At 39.8% G+C, this 21,796-nt stretch carries 16 protein-coding genes and 2 tRNA genes; 7 read left to right on the top strand and 11 right to left on the bottom strand.

All coding sequences use genetic code 11. From position 1 onward, the window contains the following. Both QVH07_RS11710 and QVH07_RS11705 read left to right on the top strand, forming a co-directional pair. A partial coding sequence (locus QVH07_RS11710; RefSeq protein WP_290000572.1) for an MBG domain-containing protein occupies positions 1–1,716 on the top strand: 1,716 nt, incomplete at its 5' end. Positions 1,717–1,787: 71 nt separating this feature from the next. Then, on the top strand, positions 1,788–2,753 hold the full coding sequence (locus tag QVH07_RS11705; RefSeq protein ID WP_290000569.1) for a PorP/SprF family type IX secretion system membrane protein: 966 nt from the start codon (positions 1,788–1,790) through the stop codon (positions 2,751–2,753). A 67-nt stretch (positions 2,754–2,820) separates the two neighbouring features. Here QVH07_RS11705 and QVH07_RS11700 read toward each other — a convergent pair whose 3' ends face one another. From QVH07_RS11700 to QVH07_RS11670, 7 genes are all read right to left on the bottom strand, one after another. Then, complete coding sequence (locus QVH07_RS11700) at positions 2,821–3,576, bottom strand: glycoside hydrolase family 25 protein (protein WP_290000568.1); 756 nt, start codon at positions 3,574–3,576, stop codon at positions 2,821–2,823. Continuing rightward, positions 3,573–4,469, bottom strand: a complete 897-nt coding sequence (locus QVH07_RS11695) for a hypothetical protein (protein WP_290000566.1) — start codon at positions 4,467–4,469, stop codon at positions 3,573–3,575. Before QVH07_RS11695 ends, QVH07_RS11700 begins: the two co-directional genes overlap by 4 nt. 219 nt (positions 4,470–4,688) lie before the next feature. Continuing rightward, positions 4,689–6,119, bottom strand: coding sequence for an MFS transporter (locus tag QVH07_RS11690; protein WP_290000564.1), 1,431 nt, complete (start codon positions 6,117–6,119; stop codon positions 4,689–4,691). Positions 6,120–6,172: 53 nt separating this feature from the next. Next, complete coding sequence (locus tag QVH07_RS11685) at positions 6,173–7,264, bottom strand: glycoside hydrolase 5 family protein (protein ID WP_290000563.1); 1,092 nt, start codon at positions 7,262–7,264, stop codon at positions 6,173–6,175. Beyond that, positions 7,224–10,613, bottom strand: a complete 3,390-nt coding sequence (locus QVH07_RS11680; protein WP_290000561.1) for a 1,3-beta-D-glucan phosphorylase, GH149 family — start codon at positions 10,611–10,613, stop codon at positions 7,224–7,226. The genes QVH07_RS11685 and QVH07_RS11680 overlap by 41 nt, the downstream gene beginning before the upstream one ends. Before the next feature lie 205 nt (positions 10,614–10,818). Continuing rightward, positions 10,819–10,892: transfer RNA gene (locus QVH07_RS11675), tRNA-Pro, on the bottom strand. A gap of 11 nt (positions 10,893–10,903) precedes the next feature. Beyond that, positions 10,904–10,992: transfer RNA gene (locus QVH07_RS11670), tRNA-Ser, on the bottom strand. Between the two features lie 177 nt (positions 10,993–11,169). Here QVH07_RS11670 and QVH07_RS11665 point away from each other — a divergent pair. Both QVH07_RS11665 and QVH07_RS11660 read left to right on the top strand, forming a co-directional pair. Then, entirely contained in the window at positions 11,170–11,415 is a 246-nt protein-coding gene (locus QVH07_RS11665; protein ID WP_290000559.1) for a hypothetical protein, read from the top strand. 211 nt (positions 11,416–11,626) lie between these two features. Beyond that, positions 11,627–12,871, top strand: a complete 1,245-nt coding sequence (locus tag QVH07_RS11660) for a nitrogen regulation protein NR(II) (protein WP_290000557.1) — start codon at positions 11,627–11,629, stop codon at positions 12,869–12,871. On the opposite strand, the gene QVH07_RS11655 is transcribed toward QVH07_RS11660, so the two are convergent. Next, entirely contained in the window at positions 12,868–14,412 is a 1,545-nt protein-coding gene (locus QVH07_RS11655) for a hypothetical protein (RefSeq protein WP_290000555.1), read from the bottom strand. The two genes, QVH07_RS11660 and QVH07_RS11655, sit on opposite strands and share 4 nt — an antisense overlap. Between QVH07_RS11655 and QVH07_RS11650 the strand changes: the two genes are divergently transcribed. Further along, positions 14,375–14,932: a LytR/AlgR family response regulator transcription factor gene (locus QVH07_RS11650; RefSeq protein ID WP_353890989.1), complete on the top strand. Its 558-nt coding sequence runs from the start codon at positions 14,375–14,377 to the stop codon at positions 14,930–14,932. The genes QVH07_RS11655 and QVH07_RS11650 overlap by 38 nt on opposite strands. A gap of 3 nt (positions 14,933–14,935) precedes the next feature. On the opposite strand, the gene QVH07_RS11645 is transcribed toward QVH07_RS11650, so the two are convergent. Then, positions 14,936–16,144: an S-adenosylmethionine:tRNA ribosyltransferase-isomerase gene (locus tag QVH07_RS11645; RefSeq protein ID WP_290000554.1), complete on the bottom strand. Its 1,209-nt coding sequence runs from the start codon at positions 16,142–16,144 to the stop codon at positions 14,936–14,938. 69 nt (positions 16,145–16,213) lie between these two features. On the opposite strand from QVH07_RS11645, the gene menC reads away from it, so the two are divergent. Next, positions 16,214–17,293: an o-succinylbenzoate synthase gene (menC, locus tag QVH07_RS11640; protein WP_290000552.1), complete on the top strand. Its 1,080-nt coding sequence runs from the start codon at positions 16,214–16,216 to the stop codon at positions 17,291–17,293. Here the strand turns inward: menC and QVH07_RS11635 are convergent. Further along, positions 17,290–18,351, bottom strand: coding sequence for a lactonase family protein (locus tag QVH07_RS11635; protein WP_290000550.1), 1,062 nt, complete (start codon positions 18,349–18,351; stop codon positions 17,290–17,292). The genes menC and QVH07_RS11635 overlap by 4 nt on opposite strands. A gap of 218 nt (positions 18,352–18,569) precedes the next feature. Between QVH07_RS11635 and QVH07_RS11630 the strand changes: the two genes are divergently transcribed. Continuing rightward, positions 18,570–21,104: a phosphoenolpyruvate carboxylase gene (locus QVH07_RS11630; RefSeq protein WP_290000549.1), complete on the top strand. Its 2,535-nt coding sequence runs from the start codon at positions 18,570–18,572 to the stop codon at positions 21,102–21,104. A 53-nt stretch (positions 21,105–21,157) separates the two neighbouring features. On the opposite strand, the gene QVH07_RS11625 is transcribed toward QVH07_RS11630, so the two are convergent. Next, complete coding sequence (locus QVH07_RS11625) at positions 21,158–21,796, bottom strand: hypothetical protein (RefSeq protein ID WP_290000547.1); 639 nt, start codon at positions 21,794–21,796, stop codon at positions 21,158–21,160.

The raw sequence follows: 21,796 nt of genomic DNA, 5'->3' as shown, positions 1-21,796 counted from the left end.
GGTACCGAGAAGAACATTGTGATCTCGGGTACACTTCCGGCAGGCACTTCAGTAGCCTATGCAAACAACACCAGAACGGATGTTGGAACTCAGGAGGCTACGGCCACGATCGCAGGAAGCAACTTTAATGATCTGGTATTGACCGCTGATCTGACGATCACTCCGGCCGATATTGCAGGAATTACCTTTGATGATGGAAACTTTGTCTTCGATGGTACCGAGAAGAGCATTGTAATCTCCGGTACACTTCCGGCAGGAACTTCGGTCGCCTATGCAAACAACACCAGAACGGATGTTGGAACCCAGGAGGCTACGGCCACGATCACAGGAAGCAACTTCAATGATCTGGTATTGACCGCTGATCTAACGATCACACCGGCCGAGCTGATGGTAATGGCAGATGAGGGACAGAGTAAACTCTTTGGTGAGGCTGATCCTGAATTGACCTTTACAGCTTCAGGTTATGGAGCGGGTGATGATGAGTCAGTATTTACCGGAGCTTTAAGCCGAGAGGCTGGAGAAGAAGTAGGTACCTATGACATACTCCGAGGCGACCTAGATGCAGGAATGAACTACACGATCAGCTTCTCTGGGGCCGAATTTGAGATCATCAGTAATGATTCTGATGGAGACGGTGTTCCGGATGATGTAGAGGAAGAAGATGGTACCGATCCAAACGATCCAGATGACTTTAAGGATTCCGATGGTGATGAAGTGCCGGATTATGTGGAAGAAGAAGAAGGCACCGATCCGGAAGATGGATCAGATTATTCTGATACTGATGGGGACGGAGTTCCAGATTATAAAGAAGAGAGAGAAGGTACTGATCCAGAGAATGGCTCCGACTTCGCAGATGAAAATGGAAATGGAATTCCAGATTATCTTGAGGAGAGATCGGTCGTTGAATTTATCGCACAAAGCATTGAAGTTCCATGGGGTACTTTGGAAGGTGATCTTCCAATTCCAGATGAGGTGATTGCGATTACCGGAATGGGAGCATTTATCAATGTTCCGGTGGAATGGGATCTGACAGGATATAATCCATTTATTCCTTCGAGCAATAACTTCTCAGGTGAGGCCATGCTGCCAAGTGGACTGTTTAATGCTTTGGATTTGAACCCAACATTGGAAATCACTGTAGCTGCGAAACCTGCACCACAGGATGTGACCTTGAGTAGCAACAGTTTTGTAGCCATACCTGATGTGTTCTTCCAGGAAATAGGGGTGTTTACGGTGATAGACCCAACAGATGATATTCATACGTTGAGCTTATCTGAAGGTGTGTTGGATAATGACTTCTTCGAGGTGATAGATGGAATCTTATTCTGGAGCAGCGCGGAACAGGCTCCGGGCAGAACGACTTTCACTATCCAGCTGAGTGTAGTGGATCGAGCAGGAAATGTTCTTGAGAAGAACTTCCAGATCGAACGACAGCGCACTCCACTGGATCAATTGGATGTGCCGAATACCTTTACTCCGAATGGAGATAATGTAAATGATCTGTGGGGTGTTCCCGCTCTGAGATACTACGAGGGTGTGAAGATTTCTGTCTTCGACCTGGGTAACAACAGGCTCTTCTACACCGAAGATCCGGATCAGCGATGGGATGGAACCTTTAACGGTAGTCCGCAACCCGTGGGAGCTTATCTGTATGTGATCGAGGTCGAGGAGACCGGAGAAGTAAAAAGAGGAATGTTGAACCTGTTAATTGATTGATGATGAAGAAGCTAGAGAAAAATCAGTCAATGAGAAGGGAAAACAAAGAATCACTTTTTAACCGTCAAAACATGAAACGAGTAGTAAAACCAATAATGTTGATCGGGGTGCTGACCTTGTTTATCCAGGCCAGCTTAGAGGCTCAGACGCGGAAGTACATCAGTCAGTTTAGTCACTTCCAAAGCTACTATAACCCCTCTCTCACGGGCTATGAAGGAAGTGCCGTACGGGCTTTTGTTCGGAACCAATGGTCCGGAGTGGATGGTGCCCCAAGGACTTATTTTATAAGTGGGGAGCTGGATTTTGGAGAGTTGGGTGGAAATGAGGACCCGGCATTGATGGGAAAGAATGCGATATCGATTAACTACCGTCAGGATAACTATGGGGCCTTTAGGGAGTCAGAAGTTATGCTCGGGTATGCGAGTAGAATACGACTGACTGAAAAGCATAATCTTAGACTGGGAGTGGGGGTTAATTACCAGAGTGTGAGACTGGATGGGAATGAGTTATCCGCTGAAGACATGAATGACCCTACCATTTCACAGTATGCGGGATCTTTTAGTGATATGCAGATCATTGACTTTAACCTTGGTATTGCCCTCACGCATGCGAAGTATTACTTCTCTTATGGAATGCAACGGGTGAATGGAGGAAAGATCATGTCAGGAGATGAGTTTATGGACGGATATCCGGCGAGCTCTGTTTTTCAGGCTGGTTATCGTGAGGCCTTAGGCCCAAATATGGCGGTGATATTCAATGCTTTCTACCGAACCCAAAAGGATTTGGAGGATAATTTTGAAATGAATTTGAAAGCCTTACTAATGGATAGGATTTGGGTAGGAGTAGGGACAAGAGTGAATTATGCCACCAATTTACAACTAGGCGTGATGACCAAGAGAATCCGACTGGGATACGTTTATGAGTTTCCTGTGGCAGGTAGTTATCTGCTTCCAGGAAATACACATGAATTTACTGCGATCTTCAGCCTATTTAGAGATAATGTCCGAAGAACTGACAACGAAGTGTTGATTTGGTAAGAATACTTTATAGCAAAAAGCCTCGATTTGAATTATCAGATCGAGGCTTTTTCTTTTGGGAAAGTCCTCATTCAAATTCCACAATAGCTGGCTTTTCGGGATTATATAAATCATGGTCAACTTGACCTATTGCACCTTCAACAGTGCCTCTTTCTGTCCTCTGCCAAATCAGCCATCCTTGTTCTTCCCAGACTTTGGGGACTTTTGGTTTATCTACTCCATATTCTGCAACCCATAAATGGTATTCAGCCAGTTTTCCGTCTGATAGGTACTGATCTCCAAATGAATGATTGGTGTAAACGATTGGCTTAACCCCAAGCTCTGCTTCCACATATTCCAACCAGGCGAGGACATTTTTTTCAAATTCTTCACGTGTGATTTCACCCTTGATTCCTCCAGATTCTAGATCCAGAACTGGAGGAAGGTCTCCCTTTTCGTATAAGGCATTAGCCAAAAATAGTTTGGCTTGCTTTATTGGATCGTCATTTGACATAAAAAAGTGATAGGAGCCATGGACCAAACCAGCATTTTTAGCTCCTATATGATTTTCTTTATAGTCTGGATCCACATAGGTTTCTCCCTGAGTAGCTTTATCGTAGGCAAAAAGAATTCCTGCCTCCTTTATTTCATTCCAATCAATATCTCCCTGGAAATGAGACACATCAATTCCAAGTCTCGTTTGATTCTCATTTTTCTCAATTGTTTCAGGCGCGGTGTTTTCTGTTTGTGGAGGTGTGCTTTCCACAGTTTTGCTTTCTTCATTTGAACCACATGAAAAAAGAATCAAACCAAAACATATGACCCAGATTAAACTTCCTCTCATGATTCCTTACTTTTTTGATTGATTAAAGCCTTGATTTCCCCTGCAGTTTGTTCATATTTCTCCAGTATGGCTGCATACCCAAACTGTCTTTTTACCACGACACCGATCAGATACCAAAAGAGTAGTGGCAGTACTAGAAAGATCACGATGATGTTTCCTATAAGAGCTACCGCGAGTTCCAGTCCATGCTGTCCAGCGAATCGAAGTACATCAATGACATCCTTGCCGATTTTTTCCAATTCATCAGTCACCTCATCCTTTCCTTTGATAAAATCATCTTCAACCTTGTCAATGATATTAAGCTTGCCATTATTTTTCTCCTTTTGCTTGGCAATAAGGCTGTCCAACTTAGCCTTTTGCGAATCCTTTTTTGTTTGTATAGAATCTTTGGTCGCGGTGAGATGGTCCTTTAAATCAGATCCTAAATCAATACTTAATTCTTGGGAAACATGTGCTAATGAGTGAGTATACATTGCGATTCCAGGAGAAATCAATAAACCGATTATTAGGATTTTCCTGGCTAGTTTTTGATAAGAAGGGATAAAAAGCCCTGCGAAGCAAATGATCAAAATTGCTTTGAATACCCACCAGTGACTAATTTTCAGTAAGATCATTTGGATAAGAATGATCACATCTGCTGTATTAAGATAGGAGAGTAGGGAATCGAAATCTCTTTCTATTCCAGTCCCCCATGACTTGATAATTGGGATGGATTCAGCCAAAGGTAATACTACGGTTTCCAGCTCATACAAGGCTGTAGTGGCTAAGGTGATTTCTTCTGCAGCCTTGTTTTCAAAGCTCAATGCGTAGTTTAAAAATACATTTGTCACAGACCCTAAAATCAGAAGCCCTGCAAGGATTTTAAATCCATAATTTTTCAAAAAATCTTTCATCCTCTCGGTTAAATAAAAGTGTTAAAATCAGCAAAGCTTTACCTATAAAAAATAAAGGTCTTCAAAGACAGAAAACTGTGCTTTAAATATCCCTGCCACCTTAATCAAATTAGATATTTAATCTGAAGAATAAAAGTTAACCATCAAGAGTTTATAAACTGATTTACAGCGGTTAAAGCGGTAGAAAATCAAATTAGAAACTCAACTTTTTGACCATTCTCAAAGCTTACCTCTTCTGGCTACCAATTGTTTCCGAATCTGGTTTGCCCTCTCCTCCGAGATACTATAATTCCACATTACCAGTACCGCTAGTCCGGCGGTAACTACGGGTACGATGACATCTGCGATTCTAAGCTGAGTCAATGTTTCCATGGTTTGTGTCGCAGCATTTTGATCCCAGCCGACAATTTTCAAAATCAGCCCTGAAATACCCAAGGCTAGTGCCGTCCCAATTTTCACCATAAGCCAATAAACTGCACCGAAGGTTCCTTCTTTTCTGGGCATTCCATTATTCAGCTCATCCAAATCACATAGGTCTGCAGTCATACTCATCATCAGTGTGAAAAGTCCACCAATTCCGAATGACATAAAAGGAATTTGAATGAACATGAGCCAGACGATGTCAGGATTAAAGCCCCACCACTTCATAGTGTACCCTATGATTGAAATTGAAGTGGAGATGAGGAAGGCGTTTTTCTTACCCCATTTCTCCGCCATTTTGGTAATTATGGGTATCACAATAAACATGGTTGATGCTGCAGCGAGAGTATTGTACCAGGCTGGCCATTGTCCGGCAGCACCATAGTCACCATTAAACATATAATAAACAATGATAAACAAGGAGAACTGTGCAACGATCTGGAATCCGTTGAATACCAAAAAAGTTGCTCCGCAAACCCTAAGAAATTCCAGATTCATTAGAATTTCTTTCATACCCTTGAACAGTTTTGAAAGGTTTTCTTTGAGGGCGGAGAATGAAAGTTCTGATTGACCTGTTAGGTTGGTCTGATCTATTTCTTTACAAAGCAAAGCGGGTAGCACCGCCAAAATCAAACAGACTAATCCTGTAATTACGGCAACCACCCGCACACCTTGCGTTTGGGTGGGGAAGATGTTTGGCTGTGCAATGACCCACCAAATCCAAGGAGCAATCATCCAGGCAATCTGACCAATGATTTGTGACGAGGCCATTAGCCTTGTACGTTCATTGTAATCTGAGGTCATCTCGTAGCCGAGACCAATAAGTGGTGTGGCAAAAATTGTATAGCCGATATAAAAAACGAAAGAGAGGGTAAGAATATACCAAAAATGAAAGGCGGAAGAATCTTCTGGATTCAATTGCCACATGATCATAAAAGTGATACCAGTAATAAATGCCCCAAGGAAAATATAAGGTTTTCGTCTTCCCCATTTTGACCGAGTATTATCTGTGATATACCCCATGATTGGATCAGTGATCGCATCCATAAGCCGAGGAATAGAAGATAGTAGAGCAGCATCCAAGGGATCCATTTTGTAGGCTACCACCAAATAATACATGAATGCTCCAAGTGCTGCAGGGAATAACTGGTTAGCCAGATTTCCGGCTCCGAAGGCAAATTTTTGCACAATGGGAACAATGTCCTCCGGTGCGGTTTTGTATTTCGACATTTTGGGTTTGGTTAATTCTTAGCTCTTTTATCGAATCATATTTGGTGATCAGATCAATTTTCAGTGTAGTATTTTTTGACCACCTCAAAGGTCATCTTTTTATTGAGGTCTACATCCACAATCCCCCAATACTCTTCATTAGGAGTGCCATCATAAGGTACACCACTACTATTTGGAGCCCAGCCCCCTATATCATATTTTTCTGGATTTTCTGCTTTCCAGAGTTCATCGCTATATGCAAAAAGTGTTACGCCAGCACTTATTTCCAGATTGGAAAAAACCGACTTAAGGATGTTTGCATTTGCATCAGCTTGGGCTCTTTGATTTTCTCCTTCGTCATAGCCCATTTTGCTGATGGTCATATAGCTGTCGCCTCCTGCCTCTGATAGGTACATGGGTTTATCGCTTATTGAAGCCCACTCCGAGAAAATATCAGTTGGATCATCCCATCGGTACACATTCATTCCCCAAATGTCAATGCTTTCGCCCATGGCCAGAGCTAAAGAATCTGGTAGCTCTCCATGCGCGGTAGTCACTGGAATAAGTGGATCTATCTCGTGAATCTTTTTTGCAGCATCATTCATGGCCTGATACCAATTTTTAATTTCTCCATCAAACCACTCAGGGTGATAATTAAACTCATTACCAAGCTCCCACATGAGGATGGCAGGATGTCCCTTAAACTTTTCAACATAGTCTGCGTAGGTGCCAGAGAGAATATCGTATTGACCATCTTGGTTGTAGCCAAAGCCAATGATCACCATGATGTTTTCCTCAGCAAACCGATTCAATACCTCTTCTTCAATTATTGGTGAGTAAACCCGTATCGTATTTATACCAGCTTCTTTCAGCAAATGAATATGTTCATCCAAGTTTTTGAACGAGCGTTCAGTGGAGCCTTTAGGAACTGGATTAAAGCAAATTCCTTTAATCACGTAAGGTTCTCCATTTACTAAAATATCTCTGCCTTCTATTCCTATTTTTTGCTTCGGACTTTCTGGATCAGTGGCTTGGTTTATTATTTGTTGTTCCCGCACAGGATTGCAGGAGTTAAGGACGGTTGCTGCATAAAAAGCTATCCAAGCCAAAAGACCAGAAATTGACTTACACCCTGATAGAAACAGTAATCTTTTCAACTTCTCCATTTCTTTCAAATATTGATTTGCTCAAGTCCTCACCCAAGGAAAGATCTTTTAAGATTTTCTGTCCTCCTTTGGACATGGTTATTGAAATTTGATTTTCATTCCCCAATTTATAGAGAATTGGTATTTGGCAATAAGTAAAGGCTAAGGAGCCTTCTGGTAGTTCTATGTTCTTGAATTCCCCTCCTAAAGTAAGATATTCGAAGGATGATGAATGATTTAAAAATTCACTTTTCGACAAGAGTAAAGGATTGAAATGGATTTTATTATCCTTGATAAATACACCTAGTTCTCCAAACCTTGTCAATACATCTTCCTTCACTTGTCCTGTCATACCAGGTTGTTGAGCTCCTTTACCTAATGGAGTATGTGAATAGGGGTCAGTCGGAAATGCTCCATACAATTTTGGGTCCTTATGCAGGCCTATACCTTCCATGACCTGATAGTAATGATGCTTTAAGCCTTGTAAAGTCTCTGGGTCAATTTTTTCTCCCTGTGCTCTAAAATAGGTCTCTTGAACGGCCAAGGCCAATTTCGACACCATATGCCAATAAATAGATCCCAGACCCTCATATCCATAAAATGTACCTGACCTACCGGTGAATTCTTTATGGTTAAAGACTTCTTCGAAAATTTCCCCCAAAAGATGTTTTTCTTTTGAGGCTAGCTCTTTGTACTGATCATCAAGTTTTTCAAAGCTAGCGTACAGACTATTGACATTGTTGAAGTTTCCATTAAAATGAAAATCTCCTTTTTTATCCTTTTCAATAATTTGGGTGTTTCCATTTTCCAGCATTTCGGAAAATAGAATGGATTTTTTTACAGAGGAAGGAGGAATTACGTTTCTATCTAAGAATTGTGGTAAAATCTTGTTTGGGTAAAGAATATAGGTGTTTTGGTCTTTCCTGTACAAAGCACTCTCTCGAAGAGAATCTAGGAGTTTTAATGACTGCTTAGGGCTTAGAAATCCTGAACTTAAAACTGCCACTTGTCCTTCCAACATAACACTAAGACGACCAATACCTACGCCATCTTCATTCTTTTCGAGTAAGTTGTATGAATGATACATACCATCTGATCTTTCATTCCTTCGGATCGAGTGATCAAGATAGTCTGTAAGGTTTTCACAAAAAGAAATCAACTTATTCTTGGTGATTTCACTCTTTGGACCCCTGAAACCCTCGTTATAAATAGAGCTTCGATAATTGTCTCCGGCTGTTCCAAGGTTACTTATAAATTTCTTTCGATCGGAATCTGAGAAACCCACATCTATTAAAGGTCTGAAAGAATCCAATCCTTTAGTAATTGAATCAAAGAAGTCGGACAATTCAGAGGAAACATTTATACCCTCAAAATTGCTTTTCTCGAGAAGCCTTGTCAGGAATGAATTGAAGCGCTTCATGTAGTACAAGGTCACCATAGAAATACCATTACCTACCAATGCATTGTTGGCATCGTTCCATTCTGGCCGTTGGGTATTCATCCAGATTCCACCTTCTGGGATCAAATTTGATGTCTTGGCCAACAGGGTGGCCAAAATCTTTTCCAAGAAATTAACCCTGTGAATATCTCCAGCATTGTTATAAAGCAGGGCTCCGTCTGCACCTATCTTTCCCCGAAGTTCCCTGATGGCCTTATCTGAATCTTCATCAAAGATTATAGTATCCTTGGAGTTATCATAGATTTCAGAAAATGACTTAATCTTGTATGGAACATTCGCATAGACGAAGATTTCCTGGGTAAATAATTTTGAAAGCTCACCTTCAAAATGCTTTTCCGAGAATTCAAGAAATTTAAGTAAGTAGATCAATTGATGATCGCCCCAATAACCTATATAGGACCAAGGGTCATCAGGCTCGATAGTTTCCCAATCAAAACCATCCTTTGTTAATCGATATGGATTATAGCCATCGAATGTGGAAGCATTGAGGAATTTGTAAATCATCCCTTGAATAAACTCCGGGTAGGAGTGAGCCAAAGCCTCCCAGTTTTGAAAAATATCCCTCCAATTACCCTGATAGTCTAATACTTTTTTTCCCTCATCAGTTTTGATATTTATTGAGAACTTATTCCAAGGACGACTTGGGTCCCCATGCCTTCGGCTAAATTTAAGAGGTAAATATTCTACTGCTAATCGAATGAAATCTGGATCTGTAGAATTTTCCGTAAGTTCTTTGATTTGTTGAAGGCTAACCTTCTTAGGAAGACTATTTAAAATGGCTTTTTGCTCTTCAAAAACCTTTTTACTTGCCTTTTTAATGTAAGGAACGAAGTCACCTTTTTCTAAGAAATAGTTGTCATCAAAAATTCCACCACGCATGATGTTAAACATGGTATTGGCAAAATGACGTGCATCCCGTCTTTTATCTGATGTTAATTGTGAACCATCAGCTGAATATGTCAGCCTTTTAAGGTTTTCTGTTCCCTCCAAAATACTTCTTTCCAAATCGGTAGAAATATCTGAGGTCTCCTTGATGTATTCGCTAAGATTGACTACTTGTGATGGACCTTGACTTACATTGGCGACAGTATACCAAATTTTATTTTCCTTTGGCGAAAGCTCCAATTTTGAATGAGTGAAATAGGCTCCTCTTTCTGCTCTGATGTCCCTTTCAGAGTGAATATGCCTTCCTTGGCGAAAATTTTTAAGTTGTAAGGATGAGATCAGAATATTTTCAGGATTCAATCCAGTCTGCCAAACCACATTAGCCTTAAGTGCTTCACTAGGTTCTGCCTTGTCAACTATGATAGCACTTAGGCTGAAAACCCCCAAATTGCTTTCTGCAGAGAGTTCACACTTTTTGTAGGCATCAATAAGGTTACTACTGGTCTGCTGGAGGTCAGGATCTACTCCATGGGGAAGGATGTTTTGAATCCCATCTAGTATCTCGAGCTGTACAGTTTTGCCAGAGTGATTGCTGATTTTTGAGGTTTTGACAAAACCAAATTCATCACTGCTTCTCCAGGAATATTCAAAGGTAAGCCCCAAGTCTGCATTGATTTCTTCAAAAATGATCTTATTCCCCAACTCATTTTTATATAGGTTTCTTCGAATCTGATAAACTCCTGTATAAAGTTCAGAAAACGGCTCCCAACATTTAGTGTGTTCAATTTGACGGACCTTAAGAACAGTTTTACTACCAGTGTGCTCAAATGACTCTGTAATCTTATCATCTGAATAGTATGGGAAAAGAGAGTGTTGATTATTTCTTCGTCCGGCGGTTAATCCTCCAGTGCTGGATATAAAAAGCCAATGATCTGAATCACTGACAATGCTCATAAAGAAAGGTCTTAACTGGTCTACATCTGAAATTTTAAAAAAACCTTCTCCTTCAATCTCTAAATATTCCATCTAATCCTAATTATTAAACTCCTCCCATAAAGGAATTCAGAAAAGCCTTAGTAAAGAGGTCAATATACTCAAAAAATGGATTTAGGATTATTGAAGTTTCCCTCCCTAATTTGATGAATATAGGAAGGGACTATAAAGCTGTTGGAATATTAAAATCACGACGGGGTAAATAAAAAAAGCCTTCGAGAAAATCGAAGGCTTTTTGTCGGGGTGGCAGGATTCGAACCTACGACCTCCTGCTCCCAAAGCAGGCGCGATACCGGGCTACGCTACACCCCGATCCAAATCAGCAGAGAGTGGGGGATTCGAACCCCCGGTACGGTTTGACCCGTACGACAGTTTAGCAAACTGCTGGTTTAAGCCACTCACCCAACTCTCTGTTTGCGTTTTGGAAGTGCAAATATATAGGAATTGCCCTGAGAATAAAAAACGGATTCAATAGCTTGAAGATATTTTTCATAAAATATTTATTCTGCCATATAATCTCCAAAAAATACCCAGTGCTGGGTATTTTTTCGAAACTCCTTTTTATTAGTTTTAACGAAAACCAGCTGTCATGCATATCCAAACCAAGTCTTCATCCATTCTAATTGAGAAACCATGTGCTCAATCAAGTTGTGTGGTGATTAAATGTGACTCTGAAATTGAGTTGATTAGGCTTTTTGGCTCCCTAAGAATAGAAAAAACAGATGATTTTAATTTTCCATACAAGGTGACCACATGTAAGCAGGAATATGCTGATGCTTTACTATTGCTGATTAAAGAGATTGATTACGATGAATTTTTTATGAGTCGAGTTTAATTTTTTTTAGTTGATTGAAAAAATGCTTTTCAGTGATGAAAAGCATTTTTTGTTTGTTTATGTACTTTTTCTTTACTTCAAACAGTAATAAATTCTGAAAAATAAGTTTTAAGCTAATAATTATTCGAAAAAATAGCTTTTTATTTTAGAATATTTTTTCAACCTTTCGATTTGGAAAGTCCCTTCGATTCGGACTTGTTCTATCCTTACCATGATTAGTCTTTCAAATATTGACCAGATAATCCCCGGTTTTCTAAGGGGTTCAGAGTTATTTAAATTGGTGGTATTGGACGTCGATGGCAATGTGCTGCAGGGAAATGACTCATTTTTATCTTCGTATTCTATTTCTGTTGGAGACCATTTTGGAAATTTTCTTTCCATAAAATCTGAATTGAAGTTTGAGGAGGTTCTTGAAAACTCAATGCTTTCACCAAAAGAAAATTTTAATGCGGTTTTAGAATTGAAATTAGAGCAAGGCCAGATTGAAAGTCTTGTTTGGGAGTTTTCGGTCCTAACGGATAAGGAGATGGATTTGATGGGAATGGTTGGGATAGGTGTGAATTTAGATTTAATGTCTGAGTCAAGACAGTATTCCGGATTTTTGGATTTGTTAGCTCAAGCCAACCTTACTCTTAATAGGGAATGGAAGGTGATCAAAGGGGATAAGGAAAAACTAGCCTACATGGGACTTAATATTGATGATGTTCTGGGACAGGACTTTAGAGATTTTTTAAGTCCATCAGCAAGGCTCGCTGATTTTTTCTCCGAGAACAAATACAATAGGTTTGATCTCGATTTGAAGATGGGGAGGTTTGAAGTGATTTCTATAAAGGAGCAGGATGAAATGAGTATTTGTTTCATCAAGCGCAAGGGGAAGCCCACTACTCCTGATTTCCTCTCAAAACTTCAACTCGAGTCTATTCCATTACCGGTATGGATTCTCGATCAGGATGGCATTTTAATTCAGCAGAACCAAAAAGCAAAAAGATTTTCCCCAAAGATTAATGGTCAAAATACAAGAGAAGGGAAGAAATTTGAGATAGGTGGGGAAGAGTTTGAACAAAGCTTCAGTCTATGCCTTTCAAATCGTTTTGCAAAGTATAGCTTATCTCTATCCGAGGAGGATCAAAAGACCAAAACTATACATTTTTCAATGGCTTCTGTGGAAATTGAAAATGCAGGATATACCTTAATTTTAGTCCAAGCGCATGATTCAAATGAGCCAGAGGAGTTGATGCGATTAAAACTCGAAAACAAGAAACTCAAGGAAGTAGCTTTGAAGCCATCCTATATTCTCAGGTCTCCTCTTTCATCGATGTTGGGCCTGCTTGATTTGATTGACTCTGATCAATTAGATCCTGAGAATAAAAAATACTTCTCCCACCTCAAACCCTTGGCAAATGAACTTGACCAAGTGATTAGGAAAAATGCCAAAAAATTAAGTTCGCTGGATTAATTTGTTTCAGGGAGTTTTGTCTTTACCAGGTTTGGATTCAACTGAAGGACACCGGAATTTATACCTTCTGCAGAAATTAGAATGCTGCTGGGTCCAGTGTGAATGACTCCTTCATTTTGCCCCAAATTTAAGGGGCTTCCCAAACTATACCTTCGGCCATTTTTTCCCAACATGTCGTTTGAAAAGGTTTTAGTTTCCCAAATAAATGTATCTGACTCAAAGCCATCAAGGTTGTAACCGATTAGGATCAATTCATTTTGATCGTTAAGGCTTGCCCCGGTCACCTGGCCTTTCGTGTCAATGCTTCCGATTTTTATCGCTACCCCATTTGTACTGTTTTCTTCAAGTATATAATGATAGGTTTCCCTATTGCTTTTATTTTTTGTAAAAAGGCGGAATTGGCCATTTTCATAAATGAAAGCTTCACAGTCAAAATCGTGATTGGGGTTTTGTCCTGAGAAGTCTGACTGATTCTCATACTTAAATGGAAGCACTTCAGCCTGAGTTTCATCCTTGATCAGGATTTCTTCCCAAGGGACACTAAGAATTCTCAAATCCTGCCTTGTACCATTGTTGTTGCCAAAATCTCCTATGAATAAATGGGAATCACTTTGTGCCAAATCTTCCCAATCGATGTTAGAAACATTAGCCAAAGTTATGGATCGAATTACCTCACCGCTTTTCGGATTGATTTCAAATACCTCGGAGGAATTTCCACCATCATTTATTGAGAATAATCTTCCATCAAAATAGGCTAAGCCAGAATTCTCAGCTTGAGAAGCTCCTAAATCAGCTATTTTTTTATAGGTCAATGAAGTAGGAAACCCTTCAGAGTCAATATCTATTACAGACTCATTATACGTGAAACTGGGTGTTTCAAATCGGATCAGATCGGGTTCCTCGCCCTCCCTTTCGAGGTTTAAATGATGATGTTCTAGTGGAAGTGAGCTCCAATTATATTCGAAGGATACAGGGCTTTCTAAAGGGGATAGAAGAAGGTTATAATCTTGATCAAACTCGCAGTAGAAATAGTAAAATTCCTGTGTTTGGAATAAGGTGTACGAATCGCTAACAGATAATTTTGGTTGATCCTTGACTTCCGCTCGATTTAAAGTGAAAAGGCCATGTTTTGTTTCTGCTGGTAAGGATAGGAGAGTTTTCTCTGTAATTATTTGCCTCCTTTCATTAACATAAAATGGTAAGGTTTCTGAAACCAGTCCACCTGGACTTTCACCGGTTATTTCATAGGAGCCAAAAGGGAGGGCGATTTCTTCAGATGGGAAATTCCCATTGTCCAACAGAATGGTATAGACTTCACCGCTGTCCATGTTTCGAAAATTGATATCAATTTCATTTTCTAAGACATGAGTCCAGGAAAGTAAATCAAGTTTGCGTGAATTAAGGTCCTCGGGAGGAAAGTCAAAAAGTAAGCTTTCGATTCTGACTAAGCTGGTATCCTTTGGCAGCGGGTCATCCTCATTGCATGCGAAGAAAACCCAGCAAATGATCAGTCCTAGAAAGAATTTTTTTCTGAATGGCATTAAGAGTGAATTATCTCACAAAGGAGAGTCGCTTTTTATAAATGATGATAAGAAATTTTGGGGAATCACAAACAATGGTATTGCACAAAAAGTTGAACAGCAAACAGAGAGAGGTATGAAAGATTTATTAGAAAGAATAAGTGGAAGTGAAATTCAGGAATTGTTGGAATCAAGAGAGGATAATGTGCTAATTCCTGATGCAATTTTTATCAGGCATGCGGGTTCCTTGATAAAAATAAAATATAGTGATATTCTTTGGCTGAAAGGAGACGGAAACTACACGACTCTAGTAACACGTGGTGGAGTATATTCTGTGAGAAACATCCTCAAAGATTTCGAGACAGCACTACCCGAAAAAGAGTTTATTCGCATTCATAAAAGTTACATCGTTCGGGTGGATGAAATTGCTGCTATTAATGTTAAAGAGGTTAAAATAGCAGAAGACTTGGTTCCTGTTGGTCGAACTTATTATCAGAATTTAATAGGGGGAATTAATAAGCTAGGAACAAGCTCAGATTAAAATTTATAGCCACAATAAACTGCTGTCACCGTAGCTCAAGAACCGATAATCCTCCTCAAGCGCTACTTCATAAACTTTCTTCCAATCGTCACCTAAAATGGTGGCAATGAGTAAGATTAAAGTTGATCCCGGCTGATGGAAATTAGTAATTAAAGCCTTAACCATCTGATAATGATAACCGGGAAATATGAAAATTTCTGTACTTCCCATTATCTCATCTTTCTCCATTCGATTCATAAATTCTAAAACGGCATCCAAAGATTCTGAAGGTGAAGGCATTTTTTTTCTCTCCTTGTACGGAAATAACTTCGGAATCAGGAATTCCTCACCTTGGTTTTCCAGGATTTTCACCCCATACCAATAAATACTTTCTAAGGTCCTCACTGAAGTAGTTCCTACCGCTATTATTTTTCCAATAGACTTTCGGAGTTTGATAATGGTTTCTTTAGTGACTAGAATCTGCTCGCTATGCATGGGGTGATTTTCAACTTTATCCACTTTGATAGGCTGAAAAGTACCAGCGCTGACATGGAGAGTTAGTTGAGTTTTTTCGATACCCTTTGCTGATAATTCATCGAATACTTTTTCCGTAAAGTGCAAGCCTGCAGTTGGGGCCGCTACAGCTCCTTCTTTTTTTGAGTAAATAGTCTGATATCGTTCCTTATCATCTTCTTCCGCCTGCCGATTCAAGTAGGGCGGAAGTGGTACCTCTCCACTGGCCTCCACCACATCTACAAATGAAATGTTTGAATCGCTCCATTCAAATTCGACGATTTTGGAATCGCGGTCAAGTAATCTGGCAAAGAGGGATATCTTTTCATCCTCTATAAATAAATCCCCCCTTAAGATTTCATCATTTTTCCATTTTCTTAAGTTGCCAATCATGGTTTCAAAAGCCACTTTCTCCTTTGCCAGCATAACCTCAGGAATCACAGTACTTGGACTGATTGGCTTTAGCAAAAAAATTTCAATTCGAGCACCCGTTTCCTTTTGGAAGATTAATCTGGCTGGGATTACTTTAGTATCATTATAAACCAGCAAAGAATCTGACGGTAGTAGCTCTGGTAAATCATAAAAATGAAAATGCTTGATACTTCCATTCTTATATTCCAATAATTTCGAATGATCTCTTTCGGGCAAAGGATGATTTGCAATCCTTGTTTCAGGAAGGGTATACTGATATTCGTTTAGGTCAATTTTGGGTATCTGCATTTTTAAGCCTTCATTTGGCTTGCAAATATATCCCTCAAGGATGGATCAGCCTAAAAACCATTTACAATCATGAGTCAAAATTCTGTGCTGGAGTTTTCGTATAAGAAGAGAACCTTAAAGTTCACATTTGATGCCGGGACTTCAAGGGGAGTTTTGAGGGAGAGGGATGTTTATTGGATAAAAGCATACAATCCCAAAACGGGTATATTTGGTTGGGGTGAGGCTGCACCATTAATTGGTTTGAGTATAGATTTCAGGTCTGATTTTGAGCAAATTCTCAATGGATATTTGGAACGTATTTCAGAAATAGTTTGGCCCGCCGATGAAGTTGAAGTACTGAATCTGATTCAAGATTTAATTCCTAATGATCTTCCAAGTATACGTTTCGGAGTAGAGATGGTAGTTCTAGATTCCATCAATGGTGGAGTCAGAAAATATATGGAGAATGACCTATTCGAGCATTCCAAAGAAATTCCGATAAATGGACTCATTTGGATGGGGTCTGAGGATTTTATGCTGAAACAAATCAAGGAAAAATTGGGTCAAGGATTCACTTGCATAAAAATGAAAATTGGAGCAATTGATTTTCAGCAGGAGCTGAAATTGCTGGGTTTTATTCGCGAGAGATTTGATGCTTCAGAGATTACCTTAAGGGTAGACGCCAATGGGGCGTTCTCTCCTGATGATGCCTTAAGCAAGCTTGAGCAATTAGCGAAATTTGATCTCCATAGCATTGAGCAGCCAATTATGACAGGCCAAATAAGTGAAATGTCAAAGCTTTGTGAAAATACGCCGGTTGCCATCGCCTTGGATGAGGAACTGATTGGTTCCAAAGACAAAGCCCAGCTTCTGGATGAAATTAATCCTCAATATATAATTCTTAAGCCTACTTTGGTTGGAGGAATTTTTCAGACCAGACAGTGGATAGCTGAAGCTGAAAGTCGAAACATTGGATGGTGGATGACCTCTGCTCTTGAAAGCAACATTGGGCTGAATGCCATCGCTCAATTGACATCTTCCTTTCACCCTAAAATTCCTCAAGGCTTAGGAACTGGTCAATTGTACCATAATAATCTTCGTTCACCACTTGATATATCCGGTGGAAAATTAAGGTATCGCCAAGAGTTAGGATGGGAAAACCCTTTTTAATTGCCTGAAATTTCAAACAGGTATACAGGACTATTCACCTCTGTTTTGAGATCAGTTTGAAGTAACTCACCCGATTCTGGGTTTCTTTCAAAAACGACGATGTCATTACTGGTTTCATGAGCTGAGAGCAGGTATTTTCCATCTGAAGTCACAATGAAATTTCTAGGTTTGATTCCTCCCGATTCTACTATCTGAATTCTTTTGAAATTTCCATTTGAATCCCTCCTAAAAACTGCAATGGAATTATCGTCTCCACGATTCGACGTGTAAATATTTTGGCCGTCAGGCGAGTAACGAATTTCTGCAGCTCCATGCTCTCCGGTAAAGTTTTCATCCACAATGCTTTCCCTTTGTCTCAGTACCATCTTACCATCATCGAAAGAGTAAATATTTACAAAACCCGATAGCTCCTGAAGAATCGCAAATTCATTTCCGGATGGTGAGAAAACACCATGCCTGGGCCCATCTCCAGGAGTCATTTCTATTTCTTGGGTTAAGCTTAAGGGGCTGTCATTTAACGGATCGAATTGATATTGGTATACCTTATCCGTTCCTAAATCCATAACCATCAAATAAGAGCCATCCGGAGAAAAAACTGTGCTGTGAACATGAGCTGATTCCTGTCTTGCTTTATTCACGCTTTCTCCCGAATGTGAAACTGTCTGGATATGGGTCAGAGAGTCAGGGCTGATGGAAAAAAGGCTAAAATTCCCCCCGGAATAGTTTCCAACGACAAGCCATTTCTCATCCGGAGAAAGGGCTAAGTAGCATGGATGATCTCCAAAAGTCGGATCACTGCTCAGGGTTTGAAATGAAGTGCCCATCTCAAACATTACAACATTTCCTCCCTGTTCTGAAGCTACCTCTTCTACTGAGAAGGCTCTGTTATTTGCCTTGTTTGCCAAAATGAATGAAGGATTGCTTATCGAGTCTTTCAAAAGAGAGACTTCCAAAATGTTAGATCCGGGTGAAAAGTAAAGCTTGCAAATTCCTTGGGATGGATTTTCAGGATAGGTTCCTACCAAAAATGTGTAGTTAGGGGATTCTTCCTTTTCCATATTTTTTGTGATTGGTTTATCGCATGCGCTTAAAAAGATGAGGATTGCGATAATGCAAGATGGTATTTTCATTTTGTGAAATTAGAATATCTGGCTGAAGGAAATCAGAATTTAATTAACAAAAAAGGATAAATGTGACTTCATTTTTGCAGAATTGGTAACGATCAAAAGATTAAAAAGAAAAATAGCTAATTTAAACTTTGAAACATTTTGAGCTGATGATAAAAACTTATGATACAGAAGTAGCCAAAAGATTTACTATTTACAATAGTTTATTTTTGGACCTTCCTTTTGATGACATTTACCGGACAGGAACACTTTTACCTATTTTGGGAACACATTGTGAAGAGGGTTTTGAAAAAGGCCAAAGCCCAAAAGAAATCCTATCCGTATTTTTTGATGAATTAATGCCAAATAATTCCGAAGAAGAAAGGTATCAATTACTCTTTCAGATGATTCAATATGTGGAAAGACAAGTGGTTCTTTTTGATTCCATCGAAGATTCTGCCTATGAAAAAATCAATGACCTCAATGGAAAGGGTTCAATAAAAGCACTTATAAATCGGGTGGATAACGATAAAAAGAGGGATGAGCTCATTGAAAAACTAAAATCTTTCTCTGTGCGATTGACACTGACTGCCCACCCGACCCAATTTTATCCGGGAAACGTCCTGAGTATTATAACGGACCTGGAACATGCCATCAGAAGAGATGATTTGGGGAGTATTGACCTTTATCTTCAGCAGTTAGGTAAAACCCCTTTTATCAATAGAAAAAAACCTACTCCCTACTCAGAAGCGGTGAGTTTGATCTGGTACTTGGAAAATGTTTTTTATCAAAGCATTTCAGATATCATGACCCGTCTTTTGACTCAGTTGGACCAACCTCTTCATTTGTGGGAAAATCCAGGTCTGTTGAAAATTGGGTTTTGGCCGGGAGGGGATAGAGATGGCAATCCATTTGTAACTCATGAAACCACCATACAGGTTGCAGAGAGACTTAAAAAGTGGATTTTAAGGTGTTATTACCGAGACATGCGAATCATTCGAAGGAGGCTAACCTTCCAGCATGTCGCTGAAATAGTCACCAAGATTGAAAAGGGAATTTACAGTACTCTTTTCGAGGAGGCTGAGGTTTATACCTCAAAGGAGCAATTGCTTGAGGATCTTCTTTCAGCCCGAAAAGTTCTCGTTGAACATCATAATGGTTTGTTTCTGGAGATTCTGGATGAGTTTATTTTGAAAGTCAGAATTTTCGGGTTTCATTTTGCGCATATGGACATGCGGCAAGATAGTCGTAAGCATGATTCCCTTTGGAATGAAGCCTTTTCACTCCTCGGTATGGAGTGGGGAGAGACAGAGGAACAGCAGATTGAGCAGATTTTTAGCCTTAAGGCACTTCCTGCAGTAGAAGATTTTCAGGATGAATTTCATGTGGAAATGTTGAAATCTATTCAAAGTATTGCAGAGGTTCAGAATAGGAATGGGGAAGATGTTTTGCATCGATACATAATCTCGAATAGCCAGTCGGCAAAGCATATTTTAGAAGTTTTCCAACTCAATCGACTAATTCTGGCAAAGGAGGCCGCGCCATTACCCTTGGATATAGTTCCTCTTTTTGAGACCATAGATGATCTGGAAGCGGCACCTGAAATCATGCGCTTTCTCTATGAGTTTGATCCCTATAAGGATCATTTGACCAAGCGAAAAAATAAGCAAACCATCATGCTCGGGTTCTCAGATGGAACCAAAGATGGAGGATATCTGACTGCAAATTGGTCCATACTTCGAGCCAAGGAAGAATTAACTAGGGTATCAAGGCAATATGGAATTGAAGTGGTGTTTTTTGATGGGAGAGGAGGGCCTCCTGCACGGGGTGGTGGAAATATGCATAATTTCTACGCCTCCATGGGCAATCAGGTAGAAAATGCCGAAATACAGGTGACTATTCAGGGTCAAACGATTTCATCGAACTACGGTAAGCGGGTGGCATGTATTTACAATTATGAACAGCTCCTTAGCGCTGGAATGGAGAATCATCTCTACTCTGATGAAGAAAGAAACTTGAATGAGAAGCAAAGAAAATTGATTCAGGAGCTCGCGGATAAAGCTTATGAGCATTATAAAGATTTCAAAAATGACCCAAAGTTCGTTCCATACCTGGAGTATGTGACACCGCTTAAATTCTTTGGAATGACCAACATCGGTTCCCGTCCCCTCAAAAGAGGTAAGGGGGAAGGGTTGAAGTTTGAAGATCTTCGAGCTATCCCATTTGTTGGGTCATGGGCTCAAATGAAGCAAAATATTCCTGGGTTCTATGGAGTAGGAACAGCAATTCAGGAATTAGAAAAAGAGGGAAGATTAAGTGAGGTACAAGAGCTTTATAGCGATAGTCTTTTCTTTAGAGCTCTTTTGGGAAATTCCATGCAGTCATTAAAAAAATGCTTTTATCAAGCCACATCTTACCTCGCAAAGAGTAAGGAGTATGGTAAATTTTGGAAGATGATGTTTGATGAATATGAGCTTTCCATTGATATGCTTCTAGATGTAACAGGTGAAGAGAAGCTAATGGCCGATAATCAGGTCAGTGCCAGGTCTATTGAGATCCGTGAGAAAATTGTACTTCCCCTAATTACGATCCAGCAATTTGCCATTCAAAAAATGCTGGAAAGCGGAAAGCAGGATAAGATCATGCAAAAGCTAATTTTGCGGAGTATGTTTGGGATTATAAATGCCGCAAGAAATGCGGCATAAAAAAAGCCATCCTGATCTTTTCAGGATGGCTTTTTTTATTCGATGTGAGTGACTTATTTCACAATCACCCCATCTTTAAGCATTTGACCTACAACGATTTCGGAGAATGCAGCTGAAAATGACTCTATGGAAGAGGGATTGGTTGTTTCAGACTGTGCCGACCAAACCAATTCTTCGGTATTTACATCATAGAGGTTGATTTCAATGTAGAAATTCTTGTCTGTAGTGTAGTATCCTGGATCATACATGACTGGATTATAATATGAATAATAGCCGTAGAACCTTCCATAGTAACCACCGTAACCCATAGGCGAGTACATGGTCGTTCCTGGAACATATCGAGTTTCAGAGGTTTGATCAAGTAATGCGACAGTTAGAACTGCTTCTGCCCCTGTGGATTTTATCTCAGAAAGTATTCTTTCTTTGTCCCCCTCACTAGCTTTATATCCTGCTGGGATTATATCAAAACTACTCTGCGCCTCCACATCTCTTGCATTCAAAATGGCGTCGAGATCGTTTTCAATTACACTCCGATTAACGATGTTTTCAGTGATTGCAGTCACAAAAAGGCTACTATAACCCTCTGTAGGTGTACTTGGTGAAGTCCAAGAACCTAAAATTTTTGTACTTGGAGAACAAGATGCGATTGCAAAAAGAATTATCGCAATTAAGAATAGATTAGTTTTTTTCAT

Source organism: Algoriphagus sediminis, from assembly GCF_030403435.1.
Taxonomy (GTDB): Bacteria; Bacteroidota; Bacteroidia; order Cytophagales; family Cyclobacteriaceae; genus Algoriphagus; species Algoriphagus sediminis.
Note: the sequence above shows the minus strand (reverse complement) of the source record. Positions and strands in the feature narration are given on the sequence as shown.